Here is a 26868-nt window from a genome sequence, read left to right on the forward strand (position 1 = left end):
ATCACCAGAGGCGTTAATGCTCACCGCTTACAACCAATGAAAAAATCTTTTCGATTATTTGTAAGAAAATTTTAATACATTTGAGAAGAGATAAAATCTGACGGTTATCAGACTAAGCGACCCAAATTAGGGAGGATATGTCTGACTTTGTCAGACATATAAACGAGTTGGCAGTAATTGAATCCAAAAATTATCGATGAATTTATGGAAAATGAAAATTTTGACATTGAAAATTCTCCTTTTCAAAGATTTCCAAAAATAATGGAAATAAATAGGGAACTACAAAAAGAAAGCGACAGAGGTTGTTGCTTAATAGCTTCTTCATTATTAGACAATGAGTTGGAACAATTATTAAAATGTAAATTAATTGGCAGTAAAAAACATAAAGATGAATTATTCAACTTTAATGGATCAATTGGCACTTTCTCTTCTAAAATAAAACTTTCTTATTCACTTGGATTAATATGCAAAGAAGCATTTAGAGATTTAGAAATTATTAGAAAAATAAGAAACGAATTTGGTCACAGTTTTGAAGTTATTAGTTTTGATACAATTAAAATAAGTAACGAAATCTCAAAATTAAAAGGACAATATTATAAGTCAGAAATAAAAGGAAGTAATCGTCAAATCTTTACAAATGCTTTTACAGGTATAATTGGACAAATATGGCTTTCAGAAGTTAAATTATCTAAATTTGTTGAATTGGAAACAAATGACAATTACACGGAAAAAGGAAAAGAAGAAAATTTAAAGTTCAACGAAAAATACATCAATTTCATTACAAAACAATAAATCACTACTGCAGAAACGAAAATTAAGCAATTTAAACCATTAGAAATGAGCGAATATACTTTTAGAGAACTTGAATTAAAATATGGAGAGTTAATTTATATTGTCAATGAAAAAGGCGAAGGAATTAGTGGATTATATGAAGATGAATATAATAATTCAAATGAAACATTTAGATTTAGTAACTATTCAAATGGAAAAACGGAAACTATCGAAATTAACAAAATGCATTCCATACAAAGAGTCAACTAAAGTATAATAGCATATCAAAATGAAAAAATTAGGGAAAGACAAAACGATTTGGGTAAAACAAGTTTTTTCCGAAGAATTATGGAGATATGAAAAAATTAAATTAATTGACTACAATAATTTTTTAAAAACTATTGTTAATGACGGGCCAAATCCTTTTTTAAAAATGGAAAAAGCTCCAAAACACATAGTTGCTTTCAAAAAAATATTAGAGTTTTTATCGAATAAATATGTGGATAAAGTTATCTTTATTATAATAGGATATTTTTTAAAAATATTACTTGATAAAATCATATAAAAGAAAGAACTACTGCCAACACACGCTACAACCAATTTGGGCAATTACCTTAATGCAAACATGATTTTATAAGAATTTTGTAAATCCCAAAATAGAGCATAATTTAGTACCAGAACATTGTGCGTCATATTAGAGAAACCCAAATGAACAAGAAATCGAAAATGATTTACATACTACTGATATTGGCACTGAACTTTTCTTGTGTTGAAAAGAAATCAACCGAAAAAGAAGTTAAGAACTCTGAATTGGTAATTTCTTTAAAAGCGGACACCTTAAAATTTACTTCTGGAATACGTGCTATCTTTCAGGACAGTAAAGGCAATTATTGGTTTGGAAGTCATAATGAAGGCGTAAGTTTTTATAATGGAAAATCATTTGAATACTTTACAACAAATGAAGGTTTATCCGATAACCAAATCCGTTCAATCCAAGAAGACAAGAGTGGAAAAATTTGGTTTGGAACCGCAAAAGGAATAAGTGTATATGACAAAGGAAAGTTTACCACCTATTCAACAAATTTTAATAATCCAAGATATGAATGGAATGAAACCAATGGAGATTTATGGTTTTATGCGGGTGAAGAAGACGGAATAAATCGTTTTGACGGAATAAATTTGAACTATTTAATTTTCCCAAAACCCAAAAATAAAAAACCTGATACTACTTATGGCGTAACTGATATTTCAAAAGATAAAGACGGCAAAGTTTGGATTGCGACTTATGGAGCACTATTCAACTATGATGGTAAAAGGGTCAATATCTTTGATAATGAAAAATTAAACTTAAAAGATAATGAGCTTTTGCATATACGAAGTGTATTAGCAGATTCAAAAAGTCGAATTTGGATAGGAAATAATGGAATTGGTGTACTACTTAAAAAAGGAGATGCTATAACTCATTTCTCAAAAGAACAAGGTAAGCTAATTCCAATAAATGAGTTTGAAGCGAACACTAAAACGCAACAATTTGCTAAAAATACAGGATTGCAATCCGTTTTTGCCATTGAAGAAGATTCAGAAGGAAACATTTGGTTTGGAGATAGAGATTCAGGAGCTTGGAAATATGACGGTAAGACATTGACAAACTATTCAATGAGTGACAAACGATCTAAACCAATGATTTGGACTATTTATAAAGACAACAAAAACAATTTGCTTTTTGGAATGGCAGACGGAAATATAGTTAAGTATAACGGAAAGGCTTTTGAAAAGCAATTTTAAGAAATACAAACGCACAACACCAGTTTGACAAAATGACGGGTTCAGCGCTAAATTCAAGTTCCGTTCTTCGATTGAACTTTTGTGCAAAACCGAACATTTGTACTTCGATTTCCGCCACTTCGCCAAGCGCTGGAGTTAATGTGCTAGCTTACACCAGCGCTGCGAAGTCTCTGACTTCGTAGCCATTTCAATGAGCTGTAAACCTAAGAAAAGAAAGGAAACTGTAACCAATGAGAAATTAGAATTAAATATAAGACTGAAGACACAATACTTACAACATCGGGTTGATGCAATTACCTTAACGGAAACTTGATTTTGTAAGAATTTGGAAAATTCGAAAATAGAACTTAATTTAGTACCAAACCCGCTCTACTGCCAAGAACCTTAGAGAATTGACTAAAAAAACGTTTACAAATGAGAAATATAGTATTAGTTTTAATGATGTCCCTTTTGTGTTATTCCACTTTTGGGCAAAAAAATCCGAAACGAATAAAAATAATTTTATTGGGTACTTTTCACTTTAATCAAAGTTTAGACAGTACAAGCAGATTGCATTCTAACTTGTTTTCCGAAAAAAGACAAAGCGAAATAACAGATTTAGTCAATAAGCTCGCAAAACAAAAGCCGGATAAAATATTTTTAGAATTTACTCAAAAATACCAACCTTACTACGATAGTATTTATAGCGATTATCTGCAAGGAAAAGAACCGTTACGATTAAAAACAAAAGCAAACGAAATATTCCAACTCGGAATGAAAACCGCCAAAATACTAAACCACAAAAAAGTATTTGGTATAAACTATCAACCGGAGGAATTAGCCGATTCTGCCTACAAACCAAAAAACAAAGTAGATGATGCAATCAAAAAATTGTATTTAGAATTAGGAAATTTCAACGATGAAAGCAGAACGAATGCCAAATTCTATGATTTGAAATATCCGTATAAATTCCCCAATCAAGATTCCCTTTTGCAAAAGGTAACTTTAAGCAAGTTCTTGTTACAAATAAATTCGGTCAAAAAATTGCAACAAGCAGAATATAACGAATGGAATTATTTCCTGAGTATGGGAACAGGAAATGATATGAGTTCAACAGAATATGTAAGTACATTTTGGTATGGAGCTAATTTGAGGAACTTTAATACTATAATGCGGCAAGTCGATTATAAAGAAGACAATTGTTATCTCATAATTTACGGTTCAAACCATATTCCTTTTTTAAAATATTTATTTAATTTGAATCCCTACTTTGAGGTGGTAGATTTAGATAAAATACTAAAATAAAAAAGCCTGCCCTGCGAAGTCTCTGACTTCGTAGCCATTCTAATGAGCTGTAAACCCAAGAAATAAAAAGCTCCAAAATCAGAATGGCATATAGCAATAAGTACAAAGTCCGGTCTCGTTAAGTAGAATTCTCGAGCCTTCACTTACGATTCTCGAGCCTGCAGTTGCGATTCTCCTGCCTGCATTTACGATTCTCGTATGCATTTCCCGATTCTCGCATGCAATTCACGATTCTCGTATGCATTTCACGATACTCGTATGCATTTCATGATACTCGTATGCATTTCCCGATTCTCGTATGCAATTCACGATTCTCGTATGCATTTCCCGATACTCGTATGCATTTCACGATACTCGCATGCAATTCACGATTCTCGTATGCAATTCACGATTCTCCTATGCACATTCACGATATTGCCATACACATTTACGATTCTCCTATGCACATTCACGATATTGCCATGCACATTTACGATTCTCCTATGCGCATTTAGGATATTGCCATGCATATTCACGATATTGCCATGCACATTTGCGATTCTCCTATGCACATTCACGATATTGCCATGCACATTTACGATTCTCCTATGCGCATTTAGGATATTGCCATGCATATTCACGATATTGCTATGCACATTTGCGATTCTCCTATGCAACTTTACGATATGGGCATACACATTTACAATAAAGCAATGCAGCAGCAGTCTTTTTTATAGCACAGCTCCCAAAACCAAGAGCAGAACAACAAAACACCAGACCCCATACAATAAAAAACCCCGGAAGTATAACTTTCCGGGGTTAGTAACTAATACCATGTGATAAACCAAACCATTCAACTTATTTATGGGATTAGATAAACCATCAGTGATGGTTATTATTTTCAAACGCTTATTTCACAGAGAATTTAAAGCTTGTTTTTGTTTTGTAATTCTCACCTGGATTCAAAACCGTAGTTGGAAAATCCTTCTGATTAGGCGAATCCGGATAATGTTGTGTTTCTAAACAAAAACCCGTTCTGTGCGCATACGTTCCACCAGCTCTCATCGGTAAAGTACCATCTAAGAAATTCCCGGAATAGAACTGAATTCCCGGTTGGTCTGTATACACTTCCAGCAATCTTCCGCTTGTTGCTTCATATGCCGAGGCGGCAAAACGCTCACCTTTATCTTGATTGTTAAGTACCCAGCAGTGGTCGTAACCCAATCCGTTTTTCAACTGTTCATCTTTCGCTTCAATATCAGCACCCACTTTTTTCGCTTTTCTAAAATCAAAAGGAGTATTCGTTACATCCGTCAATTTACCGGTAGGAATCAGAGTTGCCGCAACCGGAACTAATTGGTCCGCATCAATCCTGATTTCATGATCCAAAATAGGTTTAGAAAAATCAGATGACAGGTTAAAGTACGAATGTTGCGTCAAGTTCACCACCGTTTTCTTATCGGTAGTCGCTTCATAAAGCACGTCTAAGGAGTTGTCATTGTTCAAGGTGTAGGTAACAAAAACAGTTAGGTTTCCGGGATATCCTTCTTCCATATCTTTACTTACATACTTCAATTTTAGCACAGCGCTGTCTCCAGCTTTAGCCTCTTCAGCAGTCCAAACCACTCGGTGAAAACCTTCCGGTCCGCCGTGCAATGCATTAGGTTCGTTGTTGATAGCCAATGAATATTCTTTTCCGTCCAAAGTAAATTTACCCTTAGCAATTCGGTTACCATATCTCCCGATAAGAGCACCAAAATACGGATTAGGTTTCATGTATTGCTCCAAAGAACTAAAACCAAGTACCACCTCTTCCGATTTCCCGGCTTTGTTCGGCACTTTCAAAGAAGAAATAATCCCACCATAGGTAATGATGTTCACTTCCATTCCTTTTTGATTGGTCAGTTTGTAGCTGTCCACTTGTTCTCCTTTTGGAGTCGTTCCGTAAGCAGATTTTTCAATCGTTACGGCAGCAGCAGTAGTAGCTTCTTGAGGAGCATCTGCTGTTTTATTATCCCTTTTACATTGTACATTCATACTCGCTAAACTTAGTATGGAAATTCCATAAATGCAACGTTTTAATACATTCATAATTTATTTGGTTTTTTTAGTTATTGTTTAAGACATAAAGCAAAAAGTCATAAAGTCAAAAGTCATATAGTTAAAAATTATTCTAAAATGCATAAGTAAAACCCTGACTCTTCACCCTTCACTCTTCACCCTTCACTCTTCACCCTTCACTCTTCACCCTTCACTCTTCACCCTTCACTCTTCACCCTTCACTTTTCACCTTTCACGATTCACTCCTCACCACTCACTTTCCTCTATAAACCATGCTGAAACATATGATAGTACGCTTCGTTAGCATTGATTTTATCTTTAAAATCTCTGATAGTCGTTTTCTCATCAATAACAAGCAATTCTATCCCTGCAATATCGGCAAAATCTTCCATGTATTCAGTAGTCAAAACTTGACTGTACACCGTATGATGCGCACCACCGGCTAGTATCCATGCAGTAGCAGCAATATCTAAATTAGGTTTACAATCCCACAACACACGTGCCACAGGAAGTTTAGGTAAATCAGCCATAGGTGCAACAGCTTCCACTTCGTTTACAATCAAACGGAAACGGTTCCCCATATCAACCAAAGAAGCATTAATAGCATTTCCGGCAGCCACATTAAACACCAAACGAACCGGATCTTCTTTCCCTCCAATACCTAACGGATGTACTTCACAAGATGGTTTAGCATCCGCAATAGAAGAACAAATTTCTAGCATGTGAGAACCTAAAACGTATGATTTCTCTGGAGTGAAATGGTAGGTGTAATCTTCCATAAATGAAGTTCCACCTTGGTTTTCAAGACCTACATTCATCACTTTCATGGCTCGCAACATCGCTGCTGTTTTCCAGTCTCCTTCACCACCAAAACCGTAGCCATCCGCCATAAGACGTTGTACTGCAATTCCCGGAAGTTGTTTCAATGAACCTAAATTTTCAAAAGTATCTGTAAATGCACCAAAGCCACCTTCCACAAGGAACGCTCTCAATCCCAATTCAATTCGGGCTGCTTCTACCAATGATTCTCTTTGTGCTCCACCTTTTTGTAAGGCTGGCGCCAAAGTATAACTCGCTTCATATTCGGCTACTAATTGATCAGTATCTGCATCCGTAACTTTTTCAATTTGTTTAGTAATATCCGAAGAGTCGAAACCATTTACCGAAAAACCAAAACGGATTTGGGCTTCGACTTTATCTCCTTCGGTTACAGCAACTTCACGCATGTTGTCTCCAAATCTTGCCACTTTCAGGTTTTGGAACTCATCCCAACCTAAAACGACTCTGGACCAAATGCCTAATTTCTTTTGTACACGTTCGTCTTCCCAATGTCCTACAACTACTTTACGTTTTTTACGCATTCTGGACATGATAAAACCAAACTCTCTGTCTCCGTGAGCCGATTGATTTAAATTCATAAAATCCATATCCATAGAAGCCCATGGAATTTCAGCATTGAATTGTGTATGCAAGTGACACAATGGTTTTTTAAGAATACTTAAACCGCCAATCCACATCTTCGCTGGCGAAAAAGTGTGCATCCAAGCAACAATACCAATACAGTTTTTATTCGAATTGGCTTCTAAACATACATTCGTAATCTGCGCAGGTGATTTTACCACATCTTTATATACAATCTTTACCGGTATATGAGAGGATGCGTCTAAACCTTTAGCAATTTGTTGGGAGTGTTCCGCTACTTTTCGTAGTGTTTCTTCACCGTATAATTCTTGGCTTCCTACTACAAACCAAACTTCTTTTTGTGAAATATCTATCATTATATTTTGTTTAATTGTTTTATCTGCTTAGTTGTCTAATCGATTTTATGTTATTGGTTTAACCGATTAAACAGTTAACCAATTAATCTGTTATTGTCCGTAATAGGAATCTTTCCCGTGTTTACGTTCGTAATGTTTCTTAATCAAGGAATCTTTCAATCGGGGTGCGTTCGGATTGATTTGCAAAGTCAAATACGCCATTTCAGCGACTACTTCCAGCACTTTGCTGTTATAGACTGCTTTTGCTGCGTTTTTTCCCCAGGCAAAAGGACCGTGATTGCCAATCAAAACCATTTCTACTTCTTCATACGAAAGGTTTTTTTCTTTGAAACAATCTAAGATTTGAATTCCGGTATTGTGTTCGTAATTCCCTTCAATAAGCGCATCAGCCATTGGCGCCGCACAAGGAATATCAGCTGTCAAATGGTCGGCATGTGTAGTCCCAAAAATTGGAATATCTCTTTGCGACTGCGCCCAAGCCACAGAATACGTAGCGTGAGTGTGCGCCACACCACCAATTTTTGGCCAGTTTTTATATAAATAAGCATGCGTTTTCGTATCCGATGAAGGACGCATATTCCCTTCGATGATGTTGTTGTCAAAATCAACAATAACAATATCTTCCGGCTTTAATTCTTCGTAAGCCACACCGCTGGGTTTAATGGCGAAAACACCATTTTTCCGATCCACGGCACTCACGTTTCCAAAAGTATAGACTACTAAATTCAATGCATTCAATTGCATATTGGCTTCGTAGCATTCTTGTTTTAAATCGTTATACATAGAGCTCATCTTGTAAGTTTTTTATGGATGGATCTGCAAAAGCGCTTAGTTGTTCATATGCCAAAAGCAATTTATGATATGCCGCTACTTTGTCTAATTGCGGGAAATATTCACCATCAAATCCGCTTCCCATTTTTTGACTGGCTTCTATTACAGTAGGATAAATTCCTGCTGCAACAGCGGCATAAATAGCAGCTCCTAAAGCGGGTGTTTGATCCGAAGCCGCAATTTTGATAGGCTTGTTCAAGACATTCGCTAAGGTTTGCATGATGTAAGGCGATTTTCTCGCAACACCACCAATTCCGATAACGCTGTCGATTTTTACTCCTTCTTCTTCAAAACGATCTACGATTTTCTTAGAACCAAAACAGATGGCGTTTACTAAAGATTTGAACAAATGAGGTGCTTTTGTACCTAAAGATAAATTAGAAATAGCACTTTTAATTTCTTGATTGGCATCCGGAGTTCTTCTTCCGTTAATCCAGTCTAAAGCGATTGGTACACTTTCAGACAACGGTATTTTTTCTGCTTCGGCAGTTAATTTCAGGATTAAATTATCACTTAATTCCGCTTTTAATGCTTCTTTTTGAGCATCGGTCAAAAGGGTAGAAGCAGCTAATAAATTTTCTGTTGGCCAAAGCAGTAATTCTTTATACCAAGCCAATAAATCTCCAAAAGCAGATTGTCCCGCTTCAAGACCGATATAACCCGGAATTACAGAACCGTCTACTTGTCCGCAGATACCACGAACTGTTTTTGTTCCAACAGCCTCTTCCGAAGCCACCAAAATATCACAAGTTGAGGTTCCCATTACGCGAACTAAAGTATTTTCTTCAATTTTTGCTCCAACAGCTCCTGAGTGTGCGTCGAAAGTTCCTACAGCAATTAAAGTATCGGTTGTAAGTCCTAATCGGGTTGCCCATTCTTGGCTTAAGTTCCCGGCAACAAGGTCTGAGGTATAGGTTTCGTCGTATAAATTTCCGCGAAGTGCTGCAAGGTATGGGTGCAATTGTCCTAAGAATGCTTCAGGTGGTAAACCATTCCAGTCTTCGTGCCACATCGCTTTATGACCGGCCGCACAACGGCTTCTTTTGAATGTTTTTAAATCTTTATTTTCAATCAATAAATAGGTCATTAAATCACAATGTTCCATCCAAGTGAAAGCAGCATTTTTTACGGCTTCATCTTGTCTGGCGATGTGCAAAATTTTTGCCCAAAACCATTCTGATGAATAAATTCCTCCTACATATTTGGTAAAATTTTCACCACCCCAGTTGGCAGCAAGTTCATTAATTTCGTTGGCTTCTTGTATTGAAGTATGATCTTTCCATAACACCATCATGGCATTAGGGTTGTGTTCAAAACCTTTGGTCAAAGCCAGTGGAGTTCCGTCTGCAGTTACAGGCACTGGAGAAGATCCGGTGGTATCAATACAGATACTTCGAATTAAGGAAGGATCTACTTTGCTGTTTGCTACAACATATTTTATAGTGCTTTCTAATCCTTCGATATGGTCCAGAGGATGCTGACGAAACTGATTTATTGATGCGTTACAATATTCTTTAGTTGCCCATCTTTTATATTGACAAACGTTTGATGCTAATTCCTGTCCATTCTCGGTGTCTATCAACATAGCACGAACAGAATCTGTCCCGTAATCTAATCCTATAACATAATTTTTCATCACAAAATCTTTTTAAATAATTACAAATATACTATATTTATTTTATAAGTGTATAAAAAACACTTAATTTAATTCGATGGTATTATTTTTGTTAAAAGTGCAACAAAACAGCTGTTTACCACTAAAATTAAAAACAAATGTTTAACATAAATTTATTATGTTACGATTATTTCATTTTTATCTTCAAAACAGTCACAGAATAGGCTGGAAGACTGGTTTGCGCTTTGTTATTTTTTAGTTTAAAGGCAGCTTCTGTCGGACTTATTTTTTTAGGATTAGCAAACGAATTTTCGTCTTGTAAATTTGGACTTGTCAGTGTTGTTATCGTTCCTTTTGAGGCTAACTTGGTTCCTTTTAGGTCTACGTTTACTTCTTGTGCTGTCGCCGATGTGTTTACTAATTTTACGATTACTTCATTAGAATTAACATCTTTCACCGCCGATGCGAATAAATCGTTTTGTCCAATTACCGGTTTTCCGGCTGCGGTAATGGCTATTAAATCCGTACCTCTATTGGTGGCGAATAATTTTTGAACATAATAATTAGCAGAACCATAGGCCTCCAAATTGTTGAACCAAAGTAAATCCGGTGTCCATTGCCACGCTTCTTCATGAGCCATCAATGGTGCGTAAGAAGTTAAATTAACTACCTCGGCATTACGTTCTAAACCAGTCATAAAAGCAGCTTCTGAGAACGCACATTCCCAATTGTTTCTGTTATCCGGACTTGCAATAGCCACACTTTGGGCAGCATATTCTCCTGCAAAAACTTTAGGCCCTTTTCGATCATAATTGTCGTAACGAGTAGCATTTTCTCTAAACCATTGTGGGCTTTTGTAATAATGCTCATCAACGATTTCAGCGTTCAATTTTTTTAGTTCTTGCATACCATATTCAAAATAGTCTCCTTCCGGGAACGGACCACTTCCGGAAACGATAGTCATTTTTGGATATTTAGATTTTATGGCTTTTTCAAACACTTTATATCTTGCGATGTAATCTGGTCCCCATTGCTCATTTCCAACACCAATGAATTTCAGGTTAAATGGTTTTGGATGTCCCATGTCTGAACGAACTTTTCCCCAAGGAGTATCAAGACCACCGTTTGCAAATTCAATTAAATCTAGAGCATCTTGAACGTATGGATCTAATTCTTCCATTGGAACCAATTCTCCGGTATTGAACTGACATGCCATTCCGCAACTCAAAATAGGTAACGGTTGTGCGCCTAAATCTTCCGAAAGTTGGAAATATTCAAAGAATCCCAATCCAAAAGTCTGGAAATAATCTGGTGCCGGTTTGTGTGCAAATTCCGTATTCCAACGGTTGATTAAGGTTTCTCTTTGCTCCACATCACCCACGGTTTTTTTCCATTGGTAGCGTTGTGCCAAAGTTCTTCCTTCAACAATACAACCTCCGGGAAATCTCAAAAATCCGGGTTTCATATCGTATAATAATTGAACGATATCTTTACGCATTCCTTTTTTTCTGTTTTTCCAAGTGTCTTCCGGGAATAACGAAATCATGTCTAAATCGATAGTTCCATTTCCTTCGAAAGTGATTTTCAATTGTGCTTTTGCCTCCGTTTGAGTCGCAGTAAATTGTGCCGTATAACCTTTCCAATCGTTTGATGTTGGAACAATAGTCGTTTCTCCTAATACGTTTTTGTTTTTATCAATAAATTGAATGATGATTTTTTTGATTTCACCATTGTGATTTGCCGCTTTTAGCGAAAGATTGTATTTAGCATCTTTCTTAATTCCCATGCCACGGAATCCTTCATTAATCATCGAAAATCCTTTGGCATCATTGATCAACACTCTACAAAAACTTGGATTGGTTTTGTTTTCCAAAGCTTTGATAGTTGTTGCAATTCCGGATGTCGTATTGAACGAATGCTTGTCGCTGTTGGGTTGTTCCCAGCCCATAAGAGGAGCTTCAAACTCAAAAGAACGGTTTTTAATCATCTCGGCATACAATCCTCCATCAGCAGCAAAGTTGATGTCTTCAAAAAAGACACCATACATCGTTGGTTGAATTTTGGTTACGGTATTGGTAGTATTTACTTCCAGATTCGTTTTTTGCGCTTGTCCGTATAAGCCGTTTAGCAATAAGCCACAAAAGGTGATTTTGGTGATTAAATTTTGTTTCATTTCTATATTTATTTAAACGTTGTGTATTTTTTATTTAATTCAGTGGTGCTACAACAGGCCATAAATCAGCATTCCATTGCATTTCTTTTATTTTTAGAACAGGTCTTCCTTTTTGTTTGGAATCATATGCATGAAAAATGATATAATCTTTCCCATCAAAAGTATAAGCACTGTTGTGGCCTGCTCCGGAGTAGTTTTCGTTTCCTTGAATCAGTATCGTTCCGCCGCCTTCGCTTAATGATTTTCCGTCTTTATCCAGATAAGGGCCAGTAATATTTTTTGATCTTCCAATAACTACTTTATAGGTGCTTTTTTCGCCTCGGCAACACAAATCCCAAGAAAGGAATTGATAATAATATCCATTCTTTTTGAAAATAAACGGAGCTTCGAGTGCGCCATCTCCAGGATCAGTATCTGCTAATTTGAAGGTTCTTTGTCGTTTTGAAATAGTGAACCATTCTTCTGGTTTTGCAACTGATTTCAAATCGGAATTTAATTTTACCATTTTTAAACCATTCCAAAAAGAACCGAAAGCCAACCAAGGTGTATTGTTTTCATCTAAAGTCAAATTGGGATCTATGGCATTCCATAAATCACGATTTGGTACTGATTGAATGACAATTCCGTGATCGATCCATTTGTAGGCAGGGTCTTTTGGGTCTAAAGTAGTATTGGTTGTCAATGCTATCGCCGACGTATTTTTTGCGAAAGCAGAAACCGAATAATACAAGTAATAAGTGTTGTTGTGAAAAGAAACGTCCGGCGCCCAAATGTGATTGTCGAAATTAGGGACAACGGCATCAACCCATACTGGTTTCTCATTGAAAATTGGGGTTTCCGGTTTCCAGTTTTTTAAATCTTTGGAACTAAAAACACTGATTCCTTTTCCGGTACAGTATAAATAGTAGGTGTCTTTTTGCTTGATCATCACCGGGTCATGAACGGTAATGTCTTGCGCCCAAGCAGAAGTCGTCATGATTAGTAAGAGAAGTAGCGGTTGTATTTTTTGATATAATTTCATGCTTAATTTTTTTATTTTTGAATGCCCTCTGTAGTCATAATTACGCGTTTCAGGCTTCCATCTTGATTGTAATACAAACGGTCTACGCAAACGGATCTTCTGAAACTGTCACCGTTGGGTTGGGTTGCACCATTGTGATAAATGAAATAATCGTTGCCTTTGAACTCAATAATCGATTGATGGTTGGTATTCGAGTTTCCGGCGATTTCATTTAGAATTCCTTTGTATTCCCAAGGTCCGTTGATAGATTTACTCATAGCATAAGCGATTTTTTCAGGAAACTGATACGCATACGACAGGTAATACCAATCGTTTTTTTTGTGAATCCAAGGGGCTTCGGTGAAATTGGGTAAAGAAATGGTTTGAATCGGACCATCAAGTTCTAGCATATTTGCTTTTAATTTGGCATAATGACAAACAGTGTTTCCCCAGAATAAATAAGCTTGTCCGTCATCGTCTATCATAACGGTTGGATCAATATCATCCCAGCTAATACTGGTTTGGGTTGTCATATCATTAGTAATAATCGCTTTTCCTAATGCATCTTTGAACGGACCGGTTGGACTGTCGGAAACGGCTACTCCAATTGCTTTTCCGGGAATAGTCCCGTGTTCAACAGTTACATACCAATAGAATTTTCCGTTGCGTTCAATAACTTGAGCAGCCCAAGCATCAGATTTTGCCCAAGAAAAATCAGTCACTTTTAGCGGCACAGGATGTTCTTGCCAATTGACCATATCCGATGAAGAATAGACCAGCCATTCATTCATTTTATAAAAATTGAAATCATTTGGTGCTTCGTCATGACCGGCGTAGAGATAGACTTTGTCTTTGTAAACCAAAGCTGCAGGGTCACCGGTGTATTTATCTTTGATAATTGGGTTGTTGACAGATAGTGTTGGACTCGGATTTCCATCATTGGCGGAAGCCGTAACATCAGTTTTTATGGTCTTGCATGAGGAAACAAAAACCAAAAGAGATAGGGATATAAGTGTGTTTTTCATTTTATTTTTTTCTGTAGAAAGAATGAAAAGAATATTTTATTTGTAGCAGATGCCTTTTTTAAAGCGATAAAAAAGGCATCTGTTTACTATTTATTAATCAATTTTTTTACCCCAAACAGGTACGCCGGCAGCGGTAAATCCTGAATAAGTGATGGTAACTTTTCTGGTGGCTCTTTCCCAATCCCAGGCATCACTTACTTTACATTTTACACCATTGACTGTTAGTGTTTTATTGGTGCTGTCATACGACCAGCTTCCTGTTGCGCCACCACTTACTTTTTTGTCGGCGGTTAAGTATATAGTCGCTGATTTTTGAATGACTTTGTATTGGTAATTCATTGTAATTTGTTCCCAAGTTCCTATAAAAGAAGCTTCGGTAATGGTAGTTTTCGGCACTCCTGCGTAACGCTCGGGAGCTACTACCGGCCAACCGTCTTCAGTCCATTGAATTTCTCGAACGTGCCCCATCATAACTGCATTAGAAACGTTAATTCCGGGTACGCCTTCTGGCAAACGGGCTTGTGAGGCATAAAACCATTCTTTGGTTTCTGGATTTTGAAATATAGAACAATGAGAAATACCAACCCATCCGGTATGATTGTTAAAGGAATAAGGATGTGTTAACATTGGCCAAGCATCGGCTCCATTGGTTACATCGGCTCCATTGATTCCCAGATAAGGTCCCATAATGTTTTTGGAACGGGCAACACGAGTATTGTAAGGTATATCGAGTCCGTCATACGCCATAAATAAGTAGTAATATCCTGTAACATCATTATAAATAATTTCTGGTCCTTCTGAAGCTTGCCAACGACTCGTTGTACTACGAGAGGCGATTTTAGTTCCGTAATCACTCAACGTTTTTAGTTGATCAGGTTTTCCAGTTGTTGGATTTAATTTTAATGCTGCAATCCCGGAATGCCAAGAACCGTAAATTAAATAGTGGTCACCTCCGGGAGTAACCGTAAAAGTAGGGTCGATGGCATTGAATTGAAAATATGCATTTTCCCAATTTCGGGTACCTGCAAAAGAATACGGTTTTAAACCATCTGGCTCAGAGCAAACCACCATTCCTTTATCTACCCAAACATTAGTGGCTAAATCATCGGATTCGGCCAAACCGATAAAGGCTCTTTCGGACCATGATGTATTGAAATCAGTTCCTGTAATTGGTTCGTCTACCACAATACTGTAATACATTCTATATTTGCTGCCTACTTTTTTGATATAAGGTGCCCAATACCCATAACGTGGATTTGTAATAGCGGGCAAAGCAGGAACCATGCGGGCTCTTTTGTTATTTAGTGAATCTTTTACCCAATCTGGAGCCTGAGTCATTGCTGAACCCATGTATTCCCAAGTAATCAAATCTTTAGAACGTCTGTAAGGAAAATGTCCGTGTCCGTCAGCTGCGCCTCCATAAGAAGCATCGGTTTGATACATATAATAATAATCGCCACATTTTTCAACAGAAGGATCATGTACGTTAGCCAAGTTCCATTGGGAACGGTTATTCCAAGAGGAAATAGGAGTGTAATTGTCTGCATACGTTGGTCCTGGAAATGTAGGTGTAGGCGGAATTACTACTGGAGGTACTACTGGGTCTGGTGTTTTTGTGTCGTCACTGCTGGAACAACTAATTACAGAAAGCACTAAGCCAAAAATGACGGAGTATGATCCTAATTTTAAAAGAGATGATGACTTTTTCATTTTCGTTTTTTTATTTTCCCTCTAAAGTTATGACAGAAAAAGGAGGGATGATTAACTCTAACGTATTGGTTTTTATTTTAAAGCCTTTTAAAACGGTAGGTTGAATTTTTGTTGGATTATCAAAAGAATTGTAATCTTGAATTTTTGGAGAGGTTAAAATACTTCCAGTTACATTTTTAATTCCAAGTTCCTTTAGGTTAATTTCTATTTTCTGGTCTTTTTTAGCGTCAACATTTACTAATGAAATATGAATTAAACCGTTTTTATCTTTTGATGCCGAAGCAGATAAAGCCGGAAGCGTTTCGTTATTATAAGTGTATGAAGGAGAATTAAATGAAAGAGGTATTAATTGGGCATCTTGATGTACACGGTACATTTTCATAATATGATAAGTAGGTGTCAAAATCATTTTGGCTTTGTCTGTCAGAATTACAGCTTGCAAAACATTTACACATTGCGCTAAATTCGCCATACGGACTCTGTCAGCATGATTGTTAAAAATGTTAAGAGTTGCTCCTGCTAAAACGGCATCTCTCATAGTGTTTTGTTGGTATAAAAATCCAGGATTTGTTCCTTTTTCAACCTCATACCAAGCGCCCCATTCGTCTACAATCATAGCCACTTTTTTGTCGGCATCATATTTATCCATAATGGCAGAATGTTTGGTAACCAATTCTTCCATTTTCAAAGCAGATTTCATTGTCTGAAAATATTGATTTTCTGTATAATCTACGCCATCTCCTTTTTTTGCCCAATCGATTACGGCATAATGATGTACACCAACTCCTCCCAACATATTTACAGGAATGTTTTTCATTAAGGTTTCGGTCCAATTATAATCGGCACTATTTGATCCGGAAGCAATGCGAGTTAAGCCGCCTGTGTTTTCCCAATCAGACATAAAAGTGGCGTATTTGCGGTATTCTCCAACATAATAATCTGCTGTCATATTTCCTCCGCAACCCCAAGCTTCATTTCCGATTCCCCAAAATTTTACTTTCCAAGGTTCAGTTCTGCCGTTTTTTATACGTAAATCACTCATGGGACTTTTTCCTCCAAAGTTGGCATATTGCACCCAATCAGCTAGTTCTTGAACAGTTCCACTTCCTACATTTCCTGAGAGGTAAGGTTCTGCGCCAAGTAATTCGCATAGATTCAAGAAATCGTGTGTTCCAAAACTGTTATCTTCAGTCGTTCCGCCCCACCATTGGTTTACAATAGTTGGTCTGTTTTCTTTTGGGCCAATTCCGTCTTTCCAGTGATAAGTATCTGCAAAGCAACCTCCAGGCCAGCGAAGATTTGGTATTTTTAATTCTTTTAAGGCGGCAACTATGTCATTACGAACGCCATTTGTATTGGGTATTTTTGAAGTGTCACCAACAAAAAACCCACCATAGATAGACCTTCCCAGATGCTCTGCAAAATGACCATAAATGTTTTTATTTATAGTAGGAGCATTTGCAGTGTTCTTGATAGAGACTACTGTAGTTTCTTTTTGTGCAACAATTGTTTGATTGCAAAAAGTAAAAATAAATAAGATTAATAGGGCTTTTTTCATAATGTCTTTAAGTTATAAAATCACATGGTAAGCTATTGAGAAGCTTACCACATGATATTAAAAAATTCTAAAATTCTAATTAACTAACTCAAAATAATATTAATAACCACTGTTTTGTACTGTTCCTGGATTGTTATCCATTTCTAGTTGTGGTATTGGGAAAAATTCTCTTCCTGCTGCATAAGAGTTAAATTCAACGTCTCTTGATTTTAACCATGCTAATTTTGTTGCATCTTGTAACCATCCCCAACGACGAATATCATCAAAACGGTGTCCTTCTAATGGGAACTCTAAGAATCTTTCGTGACCAATTTGCTCTCTCATTGCATTTTGATCCATGCTTGGTTTTGCTGTAGCTAAATTAGGTAACCCAACTCTGCTTCTTACCATTTGGATATAAGTGTAAGCACCGGGAGTGTCACCAGTTTCGTTTAAACATTCAGCATACATTAACAAGATATCTGCATATCTTAATAAACGCTCGTTTATACCGGAACGCCAGTCAAATTCGTTTGCATAACCTCCATCAGAATTTTGGTATTTTCTACAAAATAAATCATTTAAATCTCCTGCATTGGCTGCATAAAAGGTAGCAAAATCTTTTCCGTAAAGTTGCATTCCTCCAGGTTTGTTATAGAACATGGTAGCATCTAAACGTGGATCTACTTGTCCTGAAGTTGTTAATTCATCATGGAATTCATTAAATAAAGTCCAAGTAGGTTGTACGTCTGTCCATCCAAAAGCTCTTGGTCCATAAGTAATGGCTCTGGCAGATGTTTTTCCCCAACCAACAGCTGGAGCTCCACCCCAACCTAAATCAACTCCTCCGGCACTTCTGCTGAATTGTACTTCAAAAAGAGATTCTGAATTGTTTTCGTTAGTGTCTGTAAAGTTATCGCGGTAATCAGATACTAAAGAATAAACTCCTAAATCAATAACTTGTTTGAATGCAATTTTTGCGTTTGGAAAATCCTTGGTAAACAAGTAGGCTTTTCCTAAATATCCTAGAGCAGCTCCTTTGGTAGCTCGTCCTTTATCTATGGCATTAGAGTACGTAGATGGAAGTAAATCAGCTGCTGCTTTGAAATCAGCAATTACTTGAGCCCAACCTTCGGCTTCTGTTTTTTGAGGATAGAAAGCGGCGATTTGTGTTGGTACGGGTACATTTTTGAACATATTTACCGCATGGAACAAAAATAAACCTCTTAAAAAATGAGCTTCACCCAAGACTCTGTTTTTCAGTGCAGTATCAGTAAATGCAATATTAGGTGCGTTTTCAAGAACTTGGTTTGCACGATAAATACCTTGATAGTAGGTTTCGTAAGCCCAACCATAAATTGCGGCATCTGTTACATTTGAGTTAAAACGACCTACATTGGCCATCGATCCCCATGGGCTGTTGCTACGTGAATCGTCACCTTTTAAGTCTAATAATAAAGGAGTGCTTCGCATGTAAGTTCCATCGGTAAGTAAACTACCATAAGCGGCATTTACACCTTTTACAGCGTCTTCGTCAGTTTTCCAAAAGGAATCCACAGCATCATTGTTAGGGTCAATTTGTAGTAAATCTTCATCGTTAACACAACTTGTTGTTATGATTGCCAGGGAGAAGAAACCAGCTATATAATTATATATTTTATATTTCATTTTGATTCGTTTTTAATGGTTTGCTAATTTAAAAATTTACTTCAACTCCTAAAGAAACTGTTCTAGGATTAGGGAAAGACCCTCCGTCATACCCTCTTGAAATCAATCCGTCGTTGCTATTAAAATCAGGGTCTGCACCAGTGTATTTAGTAAAGGTTAATAAGTTTTGCCCGTTTACAAACACTTTTGCTTTTTGGATAACACCGTTTGTTGGCATTGGGATTTCATATCCAATTTCCAAAGATTGGAGTCTTAAGTAATCTCCATCTTGAATGAATCTATTAGAATCTCTTCCGTTACCATTTGGATCACCAATGATTGGACGTGGTACATTAGTATTAGTATTTGTTGGAGTCCAATAATTAAGCATATCTGTATGATGATTACCAAAATCTCCAGCCATTAAGTTGCGATAGATACTATTGAAAACTTTGTTTCCACCAGCACCTTGCCAAAACATGGATAAATCCCAATTTTTGTACGTAGCACTAAAGTTGAAACCATAGCTGTATTTGGGAATTGTAACTCCTTGAAAAGTTCTGTCTTGATCATTAATTATACCGTCTTCGTTGATGTCTTTGAATTTAACATCTCCCACTCCTGCATTGGTTTGTGTTGGAGATGAAGCGATTTCTGCAGCGCTTTGAAAAATTCCAGCAGTTTCATAAGCAAAAATTTCACCCGCAGATCTTCCAACTATTGTTTTTGAAGCAGCACCATAGATTGGATTTCCATTGATACCAATTTGCATTACTTCATTTTTTAATGTTCCTAAATTAGCAGAGATGCTGTATTTGAAAGCATTTTTGTTGTTATTATAGGTTGTTGAAAATTCAAAACCTGTGTTTTTCATTGCTCCGGCATTTGTTCTAATTACTGCAGGAAATGCTCCTGTAGAAAACGGGATTGGAACATCAACCAATAAATTGGTAGAATTTTTTACGAAATATTCTGCGGTAAATTGTAAATCATTATTAAACAATCCAAGTTCTACGGCAACATCGCTTGTTTTTACATCCTCCCATTTTACATCTGGATCTAAAGATGCTACAACGGTTGTTCCCGGAGCCAATTTATTGTCAAAATCGTAACCTGCAAAACCATTGGTTGTTGTAGAGAAGAAATACGGAGGAATAGTATTGTTCCCTAATTTACCATAACTACCTCTTAGTTTGATATTGCTTACCCATTCTGGCAAGTGTATGAATTTTTCGTTACTTAATTTCCAAGCAGCTGAAAAAGAGTAGTTGTTAGCGGTATTGTTTTTTTCGCTAAAAAGTGATGTTTTGTCTTGTCTAAAGTTGGCTTGCAACAAATAACGATCATCGTATGAATAGTTGATACGGCTAATGTATGATTTACCAGTTATAGTTTCTTTGCGTTCACCTGTACTAGTTGCATCTGCATATTGCAACATACTTATTTCACCGTATTCATAACCTACACCTCTTGACCAGTGGTTGTATGAATCAGTGCGTTCTTGTACAAAACCGCCTAATACATCAAATTTATGTTTGTCTACATCTAATGAGTAGGTTAATATGTTGTTAAAGAAAGTTTTGTCTGTACTACCTGTTGATATATCTAGAGAAGCTTCGTCTTTGGTAGTAATATAATACCATCCCAAATCACTTTGTGGTATGTATCTATTGTTTTCATAATCCAATCGGTCAAAACTGGCATCGATTTTATATTTTAATCCTTTTACGATTTCAAATTCACCCCAAACATCTCCAATAAAACGATTTCTTTGTCCGTTATTTTCAATTAAATTATTGAATCCGATGACGTTAAGAGAAATAGCTTTTTGTGTTAAACTAGTTGTACCTCCAAAACCACCTAATCTATTGGCATCATAAACCGGCATTGTAGGAATGGCACTAACTAAAGCACCAACGGCAGTTTCTCCAACATAACTGTTGAAATTTTCTTTGTCAGATTGTGTATATCCAATTTTTGCACCGTATTTAAATTTTCCTTTTTTACCATTCAAATTCAAATTCATGGACAATCTTTCATAATCTTGAGGCGATTTTATGTAGCTACTATTTTTGAAATAGTCCATATTCATGTTGTAGGCCAAAGTTTCGGCACCTCCATTAAAGCCTAAGGAATGGTTTTCTATAACACCTGTTTGATAAGCAGCATCTTGCCAATTGGTATCAACATTATTAATATAACTACTACTTGTAGGGTCATTTCCAGGGGCAATATTAATTGCAACTCCATTTTGAAGATCTCTGTTTTTTTCTGCTTCATTTGTAATTGTTTGATAACCAACTCTATCAGTTACGTCCCAAGTTTTGGTCACATTTTGAAAACCTACAAGTGATTTGTACTTCACGCTTAATTGTCCTGATTTCCCTTTTTTGGTTGTAATGATTACAACACCATTGGCACCACGAACACCATAAATAGCAGCCGAAGAAGCATCTTTAAGAACTTGCATAGATTCGATGTCTCCAGGAGCAAAATCAAATGGAGAGTCTACAATCATCCCGTCAATTACAAAAAGTGGGTTGTTATTAGTAAAGGAGTTAGCACCTCTAATTTTCACGTTTACAAATCCACCAGGTTCTCCAGATGACTGCACAGTTACACCTGCTACTTGCCCTTGAAGCATTTTTGCAGTGTCATAGGTTACGGTCTTTTTAGCAGAACCCATATTTACAACTCCAACAGCTCCGGAAAGATCTGATTTCTTTTGTGTTCCGTATCCAATTACAACAACTTCATCAAGTTTGTTGACATCATCTTTCAGTGCGATGTTAATTGTAGTTTGATTGCCTACTTTAATTTCTTGTGTTGTTGATCCAATGTAGGAAAAAACTAGAATATCATTTGCAGAGGCTTTTATAGCATAATCTCCGTCCACACTAGTTGAAGTTACTTTGTTTGTTCCTTTAATCATCACGTTTACTCCAGGCAAAGGCATTGCATCTTTTGCCAAAGTCACGACTCCTGTAATTGTCTTATCATTTTGAGCCAAAAGCGAATAAGAAGAAAATAGCATAACTACTATTGCTAATAGCCACTCTTTTCTTGGTATTGATAGATGGCAAGAAAAAAATAATTTTTTGGTTGTTATCATACTGTTTTTATTAGGTTAATTATAAGTGTGTGTTTTACATTTGTAAATTTAATTAAAAAAAATCTACAAAAACAAATTAATCTGCTAAAAAAAAGGCGAAAAAAAAATACATCTCATAAATTAAGTGTAAAATCAACATTTAAAATTTGTGTTTTTTTTAAAAAACAGTCCGTTTTTATGTTTTTTTATGTTTAAAAGTGTAAATTTTGATTAAAAAACTATCTATTTCTACAAAAAAAGTTTCTTAATTATTATTTAAAAAAAACTTAATTTTTTGTCTTTTTTTTTCAAAAAACTGGAATAATTATAGAAGACAAAGGTCACTTTAAAACATTTTTGAACGAAAAAGACTATATTGATTGTTAATTTCAATCGTTTTCGGTTTTATAAATCGACTGATTTTCAAAAAAATGGACTTTAATTAACTTTTGCTGTCGTAATCGATGTAGTTTTTTTAAATCCTATTTTCTGATTTTAGAAATTCGAAGATTAGGATTACTTCTTTTTAAGTCGATTAATAGAGTCTGTTTCGACCTGTTTGGATTTAAATTTTCGTTCCTTTTAAATTCCTTAGTGTAAAAAGCACATTAATAAATTATGAAACTTTTATGGAAGTTGCTATATTTACCGTGAAAAAATAAATTAAAGAATGTTAAATAGTTATAGTACAGCAGATAAGGTATTATTGGCTGTAGATTGTATCATTTTCGGTTTTGATAATGAAGGACTGAAAATTCTTTTAATCAAAAGAGATTTTGAACCAGAAAAAGGAAAATGGTCTTTAATCGGAGGATTTCTCAAGAAAGAAGAAGTATTAGATACTGCAGCGATTAGAATTCTGGAGCGCTACACCGGTCTTCAGGATATATATATGGAACAATTGCATGCGTATAGCGAAATTGATCGTGATCCTGTTGAAAGAACCATTTCGGTAGCGTATTATGCTTTAATCAATATTGAAAATCATAATGAAGAATTAATTCAGAATTATCATGCCCAATGGTTTAGTGTTGCTAATGCGCCAAAATTAATTTTTGACCACGATAGTATGTTGCGACACGCCATTAGACGTTTGCGTTACAGAACTTCTATCAAGCCTGTTGGATTTGAACTTTTACCGGAAAAATTTACCATGCGTCAATTATTAGAATTGTATGAAGCTATTTTGAGTAAAGAATTAGACAAACGAAACTTTATCAGCAAAATAAACTCATTAGATATTTTGATAAAACTAGACGAAAAAGACATGATGTCCTCCAGAAAAGGCTCTTACCTTTATACTTTCGACAAAGAAAAATATGATGCAAAATTGTTGAACGATTTTGTCCTAAACTTGTAGTATATTTAATTTTACTAAATAATAAGATATAAAAAAAGGAAGTCTCTTAAACTGAGGCTTCCTTTTTTTTAAATAACTAACTATGAAAAAAAAGATATTCTTAAACAATTGATTGACTACAATTTCAATAATTTTAAGAATCGGTTTTTTATAAAAATACTGTTGATACAAAAGTTAAAGTCAATACGTATTAACTATTTCCTTTTTTGTAATCGGCTAAGAATGTGGCCAAACCAATATCAGTTAAAGGGTGTTTTAATAATCCTTCGATGGCGCTTAATGGTCCGGTAATTACATCAGATCCAACTTTGGCACAGTTAATAATATGCATGACGTGACGTACTGATGCGGCCAAAATTTGAGTTTCGTAACCGTAATTGTCATAAATCAATCTAATTTCTTCAATCAATGCCATTCCATCAGTAGAGATATCATCTAATCTTCCGATGAAAGGTGATACATAAGTTGCACCGGCTTTGGCGGCAAGTAATGCCTGACCTGATGAAAATACCAAAGTACAGTTGGTTCTGATTCCTTTATTCGAAAAATATTTTATTGCTTTTATTCCGTCTTTAATCATCGGAATCTTCACCACGATTTGTGGGTGTAAAGCGGCTAATTTTTCTCCTTCGGCTACCATTCCTTCAAAATCAGTCGAAATGACTTCGGCACTGACATCTCCGTCAACCAGCTCACATATTTTTACATAATGGGCAATAATGTTATCAGTTCCTGTAATTCCTTCCTTCGCCATCAATGATGGGTTAGTGGTAACGCCATCCAGGATTCCCAGGTCGTTAGCTTCTTTTATGTCTTTTAAATTTGCGGTGTCAATAAAAAATTTCATGTCTTTATTATTTTAAATGTTTATTTACTTTCTTCGATATAGTTTAGGATTTCTGCACAAACGTGTTCGCTTGTAAATCCAAATTTTTCGTCTAATACACTTGCCGGAGCCGAATAGCCAAAATGCGCTAAACCAATTACTTTTCCGCTATCGCCAATCAAACCTTCAAGATTTACAGGAAGTCCGGCAGTTAATCCGAAAACTAATTTTCCGGTTGGAATAATACTTTCTTGATATGCTTTTGATTGTTGTTTGAAAAGCCCTTCAGATATAATTGAGGCTACATTTATTTTTAGATTTTTTTCTTTTTCCAAAAGGGCAGCAGCAGCTATAAGTGTGGCAACTTCTGAACCATTGGCAATCAAAGTAATATCAGGATTTGGAGTAGATTGAACTAAATAACCTCCTTTTTCAGCTTGAGTAGCATCTTGATATCTTGATGTTCCGGTTGCAGGAATAGCAGCAATATTTTGTCTGGAAAGAATTAATCCCGTAGGAGTTTTGGTGTTTTTCAAAGCCATATCCCAAGCTACAGAAGTTTCAATCGCATCGGCCGGACGCAGGGCTAACAAACTTTGGTTCCCGGAATGGTTTTTGATTTTTTCCAATAAACGAATTTGAGCTTCTTGCTCAATAGGTTGGTGTGTTGGTCCGTCTTCACCCACTCGGAACGAATCGTGTGTCCAAACATATTTTACCGGTAATTCCTGAATCGCAGCCAATCGAATCGCTGGTTTCATATAATCTGAAAACACAAAAAACGTAGCTACTACAGGAATAATACCACCGTGAAGCGCAATTCCGTTAGCGATAGAAGTCATTGTTAATTCCGCAACTCCAGCTTGTAAAAAGGCGCCGCTGAAATCGTTTTTTTGTAAAACAGAAGATTTTTTCAGGAAACCATCTGTTTTATCACTGTTCGATAAATCAGCCGATGAAACGATTATGTTTTCCACGTTTTCGGCCAAATATGCTAATACCGCCGATGAAGCATCTCTTGTCGCTGCATTAGCTTTTTGTACTACACTACTCAAATCCAATTCCGGTAATGCTCCGGATAAAAATAAATCCATTTTTTGAGTCAACGCTGGATTTTCTTTTTTCCAAGCAGCGATTTGATGTTTTTTGTATGCGGCATCTTCAGCTTTTTTGGCTACTATTTTAGAATAATGGGTTTTAACTTCTTCGTAAATATCAAAAGGACTTTCTGGATTGGCACCTAGATTGATTAGTGTTTTTAAATAATCAGCTTTGGTGTCACCAATAGGTTTTCCGTGTAATTCACATTCGCCTTCATACATATCACCATTTGAGGTAACGCAACCTTTTCCCATAATTGTTTTTCCAATTATTAAAGTTGGTTTCTCCAATTCTTCATGAGCTTCATTCAGCGCTTTTCTAATTTGCTCATGATCATGTCCGTCAATAGTGATGACTTTCCAGCCCCAAGCTTCATACTTCATCGCTGTGTTTTCTGAGGTCACTTCATCCGTCATCGACGAAAGTTGTACATCATTTGAATCATAAAACATGATGAAATTATTCAAGCCTAAATGCCCTGCAATTCTTCCGGCACCTTGTGAAATCTCTTCCTGAACACCACCATCAGTGATGAAACCGTATATTTTGTGATTGAAAAGTCCGCTAAATCTGGCATCTAGAAATTTGGCTGCTATAGCTGCACCAACTCCCATTGCGTGTCCTTGTCCTAATGGGCCGGATGTATTTTCTATTCCTCTAAGGACATCTACTTCCGGGTGTCCTGGAGTTACAGAACCCCATTGTCTGAAGTTTTGAACATCTTCTTTTTTGTAGTTTCCTAATAAATAGTACTGTGCATACATCAAAGCAGATAAATGTCCAGCATCCATAAAGAAACGGTCTCTAAAAGGCCAATCCATTTCGGTTGGATCAAAATTTAAATACTCAGTATATAAAATGTGCATAAAATCAGCACCACCCATGGCGCCTCCCGGATGTCCTGAATTTGCTTTTTCTACCATTGAGATAGCCAAAGCCCTTACGTTATCAGCTGCTAAATTGTCAATTGTTTTATTCATGTTATGATTATAAAATTATATGTGCTTGGTTGAAGTTAAAGAATTTATAGGCTGGTAAAATCTTCAACTGGTGTTCTGCCGAAGTCTATATGGCGGTTGTAAATTCTTTCTGTTTTAATCAATAGGATTATTAAAATTTATAGTAATAAACATCAAAAACCATAAGTAGATTAAATGATTTTGTCACTTTTTAATAGTAAACGGCTAATTAACTGCTTGTTTTTTAGCATGAGACCGTTTGAAACAATAATAAGTGTAAAAAATACATTTACAAATGTAAACATTTTTTTTTTACAATAACAAATAAATTTTTT

The 26868-nt window shown here is 36.0% G+C and carries 20 protein-coding genes; 7 read left to right on the top strand and 13 right to left on the bottom strand.

Going from position 1 to position 26868, the window contains the following annotated elements; all coding sequences use genetic code 11:
* Positions 1-204: 204 nt before the first annotated feature.
* The 6 genes from O6P34_RS05300 to O6P34_RS05325 all read left to right on the top strand — a co-directional run bounded on the left by O6P34_RS05300 (position 205) and on the right by O6P34_RS05325 (position 4334).
* Positions 205-792, top strand: a complete 588-nt coding sequence (locus O6P34_RS05300) for an MltR family transcriptional regulator (protein WP_269686284.1) — start codon at positions 205-207, stop codon at positions 790-792.
* A 45-nt stretch (positions 793-837) separates the two neighbouring features.
* On the top strand, positions 838-1041 hold the full coding sequence (locus O6P34_RS05305; protein ID WP_269686285.1) for a hypothetical protein: 204 nt from the start codon (positions 838-840) through the stop codon (positions 1039-1041).
* 19 nt (positions 1042-1060) lie between these two features.
* Positions 1061-1336 (top strand): hypothetical protein, encoded by a 276-nt coding sequence (locus tag O6P34_RS05310; protein WP_269686286.1) that lies wholly within the window; start codon positions 1061-1063, stop codon positions 1334-1336.
* 161 nt (positions 1337-1497) lie between these two features.
* Positions 1498-2556: a ligand-binding sensor domain-containing protein gene (locus O6P34_RS05315; protein WP_269686287.1), complete on the top strand. Its 1059-nt coding sequence runs from the start codon at positions 1498-1500 to the stop codon at positions 2554-2556.
* A 414-nt stretch (positions 2557-2970) separates the two neighbouring features.
* Positions 2971-3840: a DUF5694 domain-containing protein gene (locus O6P34_RS05320; RefSeq protein WP_269686288.1), complete on the top strand. Its 870-nt coding sequence runs from the start codon at positions 2971-2973 to the stop codon at positions 3838-3840.
* Positions 3841-4178: 338 nt separating this feature from the next.
* Positions 4179-4334, top strand: a complete 156-nt coding sequence (locus O6P34_RS05325) for a hypothetical protein (protein WP_281324531.1) — start codon at positions 4179-4181, stop codon at positions 4332-4334.
* A 394-nt stretch (positions 4335-4728) separates the two neighbouring features.
* Here O6P34_RS05325 and O6P34_RS05330 read toward each other — a convergent pair whose 3' ends face one another.
* The 11 genes from O6P34_RS05330 to O6P34_RS05380 all read right to left on the bottom strand — a co-directional run bounded on the left by O6P34_RS05330 (position 4729) and on the right by O6P34_RS05380 (position 22308).
* A complete protein-coding gene (locus O6P34_RS05330) occupies positions 4729-5910 on the bottom strand; it encodes an aldose epimerase family protein (protein ID WP_269686290.1) in 1182 nt (393 codons plus the stop codon).
* Positions 5911-6143: 233 nt separating this feature from the next.
* Positions 6144-7658 carry an L-arabinose isomerase gene (gene araA, locus O6P34_RS05335; RefSeq protein ID WP_269686291.1) on the bottom strand — a complete coding sequence of 505 codons (1515 nt, stop codon included), beginning with the start codon at positions 7656-7658 and terminating at the stop codon, positions 6144-6146.
* A 90-nt stretch (positions 7659-7748) separates the two neighbouring features.
* The gene (locus tag O6P34_RS05340; protein WP_269686292.1) at positions 7749-8450 is read right to left on the bottom strand and encodes an L-ribulose-5-phosphate 4-epimerase; all 702 of its coding nucleotides are present in this window, start codon (positions 8448-8450) and stop codon (positions 7749-7751) included.
* Positions 8434-10125 carry a ribulokinase gene (locus tag O6P34_RS05345; RefSeq protein WP_269686293.1) on the bottom strand — a complete coding sequence of 564 codons (1692 nt, stop codon included), beginning with the start codon at positions 10123-10125 and terminating at the stop codon, positions 8434-8436. The genes O6P34_RS05340 and O6P34_RS05345 overlap by 17 nt, the downstream gene beginning before the upstream one ends.
* A 166-nt stretch (positions 10126-10291) precedes the next feature.
* Positions 10292-12277: an alpha-L-arabinofuranosidase C-terminal domain-containing protein gene (locus tag O6P34_RS05350; protein WP_269686294.1), complete on the bottom strand. Its 1986-nt coding sequence runs from the start codon at positions 12275-12277 to the stop codon at positions 10292-10294.
* Between the two features lie 34 nt (positions 12278-12311).
* Positions 12312-13298, bottom strand: coding sequence for an arabinan endo-1,5-alpha-L-arabinosidase (locus O6P34_RS05355; RefSeq protein ID WP_269686295.1), 987 nt, complete (start codon positions 13296-13298; stop codon positions 12312-12314).
* 11 nt (positions 13299-13309) lie between these two features.
* Positions 13310-14302 carry a glycoside hydrolase family 43 protein gene (locus O6P34_RS05360; RefSeq protein ID WP_269686296.1) on the bottom strand — a complete coding sequence of 331 codons (993 nt, stop codon included), beginning with the start codon at positions 14300-14302 and terminating at the stop codon, positions 13310-13312.
* Positions 14303-14395: 93 nt separating this feature from the next.
* Positions 14396-16012 (bottom strand): arabinan endo-1,5-alpha-L-arabinosidase, encoded by a 1617-nt coding sequence (locus tag O6P34_RS05365; protein ID WP_269686297.1) that lies wholly within the window; start codon positions 16010-16012, stop codon positions 14396-14398.
* 10 nt (positions 16013-16022) lie between these two features.
* Entirely contained in the window at positions 16023-17570 is a 1548-nt protein-coding gene (locus O6P34_RS05370) for an alpha-N-arabinofuranosidase (RefSeq protein WP_269686298.1), read from the bottom strand.
* A 99-nt stretch (positions 17571-17669) separates the two neighbouring features.
* Positions 17670-19217, bottom strand: coding sequence for a RagB/SusD family nutrient uptake outer membrane protein (locus tag O6P34_RS05375; RefSeq protein ID WP_269686299.1), 1548 nt, complete (start codon positions 19215-19217; stop codon positions 17670-17672).
* Between the two features lie 28 nt (positions 19218-19245).
* Positions 19246-22308, bottom strand: coding sequence for a SusC/RagA family TonB-linked outer membrane protein (locus O6P34_RS05380; RefSeq protein WP_269686300.1), 3063 nt, complete (start codon positions 22306-22308; stop codon positions 19246-19248).
* A gap of 649 nt (positions 22309-22957) precedes the next feature.
* Here O6P34_RS05380 and O6P34_RS05385 point away from each other — a divergent pair.
* Complete coding sequence (locus O6P34_RS05385; protein ID WP_269686301.1) at positions 22958-23647, top strand: NUDIX hydrolase; 690 nt, start codon at positions 22958-22960, stop codon at positions 23645-23647.
* Positions 23648-23837: 190 nt separating this feature from the next.
* Here O6P34_RS05385 and fsa read toward each other — a convergent pair whose 3' ends face one another.
* Positions 23838-24494 (bottom strand): fructose-6-phosphate aldolase, encoded by a 657-nt coding sequence (gene fsa, locus O6P34_RS05390; protein WP_269686302.1) that lies wholly within the window; start codon positions 24492-24494, stop codon positions 23838-23840.
* 20 nt (positions 24495-24514) lie between these two features.
* Positions 24515-26554 carry a transketolase family protein gene (locus O6P34_RS05395; protein ID WP_269686303.1) on the bottom strand — a complete coding sequence of 680 codons (2040 nt, stop codon included), beginning with the start codon at positions 26552-26554 and terminating at the stop codon, positions 24515-24517.
* Positions 26555-26868 lie beyond the last annotated feature (314 nt).

Origin of the sequence: Flavobacterium lacustre (assembly GCF_027474525.2) — a bacterium.
GTDB classification, from domain to species: domain Bacteria; phylum Bacteroidota; class Bacteroidia; order Flavobacteriales; family Flavobacteriaceae; genus Flavobacterium; species Flavobacterium lacustre.

Coding starts and splice junctions, on each gene's coding strand:
- O6P34_RS05360 (WP_269686296.1), bottom strand. CDS start 14,302: ATGAAAAACACACTTATATCCCTATCTCTTTTGGTTTTTGTTTCCTCA.
- O6P34_RS05395 (WP_269686303.1), bottom strand. CDS start 26,554: ATGAATAAAACAATTGACAATTTAGCAGCTGATAACGTAAGGGCTTTG.
- O6P34_RS05380 (WP_269686300.1), bottom strand. CDS start 22,308: ATGATAACAACCAAAAAATTATTTTTTTCTTGCCATCTATCAATACCA.
- O6P34_RS05320 (WP_269686288.1), top strand. CDS start 2,971: ATGAGAAATATAGTATTAGTTTTAATGATGTCCCTTTTGTGTTATTCC.
- O6P34_RS05365 (WP_269686297.1), bottom strand. CDS start 16,012: ATGAAAAAGTCATCATCTCTTTTAAAATTAGGATCATACTCCGTCATT.
- O6P34_RS05305 (WP_269686285.1), top strand. CDS start 838: ATGAGCGAATATACTTTTAGAGAACTTGAATTAAAATATGGAGAGTTA.
- O6P34_RS05300 (WP_269686284.1), top strand. CDS start 205: ATGGAAAATGAAAATTTTGACATTGAAAATTCTCCTTTTCAAAGATTT.
- O6P34_RS05350 (WP_269686294.1), bottom strand. CDS start 12,277: ATGAAACAAAATTTAATCACCAAAATCACCTTTTGTGGCTTATTGCTA.
- O6P34_RS05310 (WP_269686286.1), top strand. CDS start 1,061: ATGAAAAAATTAGGGAAAGACAAAACGATTTGGGTAAAACAAGTTTTT.
- O6P34_RS05345 (WP_269686293.1), bottom strand. CDS start 10,125: ATGAAAAATTATGTTATAGGATTAGATTACGGGACAGATTCTGTTCGT.
- O6P34_RS05385 (WP_269686301.1), top strand. CDS start 22,958: ATGTTAAATAGTTATAGTACAGCAGATAAGGTATTATTGGCTGTAGAT.
- araA (WP_269686291.1), bottom strand. CDS start 7,658: ATGATAGATATTTCACAAAAAGAAGTTTGGTTTGTAGTAGGAAGCCAA.
- O6P34_RS05330 (WP_269686290.1), bottom strand. CDS start 5,910: ATGAATGTATTAAAACGTTGCATTTATGGAATTTCCATACTAAGTTTA.
- O6P34_RS05370 (WP_269686298.1), bottom strand. CDS start 17,570: ATGAAAAAAGCCCTATTAATCTTATTTATTTTTACTTTTTGCAATCAA.
- fsa (WP_269686302.1), bottom strand. CDS start 24,494: ATGAAATTTTTTATTGACACCGCAAATTTAAAAGACATAAAAGAAGCT.
- O6P34_RS05355 (WP_269686295.1), bottom strand. CDS start 13,298: ATGAAATTATATCAAAAAATACAACCGCTACTTCTCTTACTAATCATG.
- O6P34_RS05325 (WP_281324531.1), top strand. CDS start 4,179: ATGCATTTCACGATACTCGCATGCAATTCACGATTCTCGTATGCAATT.
- O6P34_RS05315 (WP_269686287.1), top strand. CDS start 1,498: ATGATTTACATACTACTGATATTGGCACTGAACTTTTCTTGTGTTGAA.
- O6P34_RS05375 (WP_269686299.1), bottom strand. CDS start 19,217: ATGAAATATAAAATATATAATTATATAGCTGGTTTCTTCTCCCTGGCA.
- O6P34_RS05340 (WP_269686292.1), bottom strand. CDS start 8,450: ATGAGCTCTATGTATAACGATTTAAAACAAGAATGCTACGAAGCCAAT.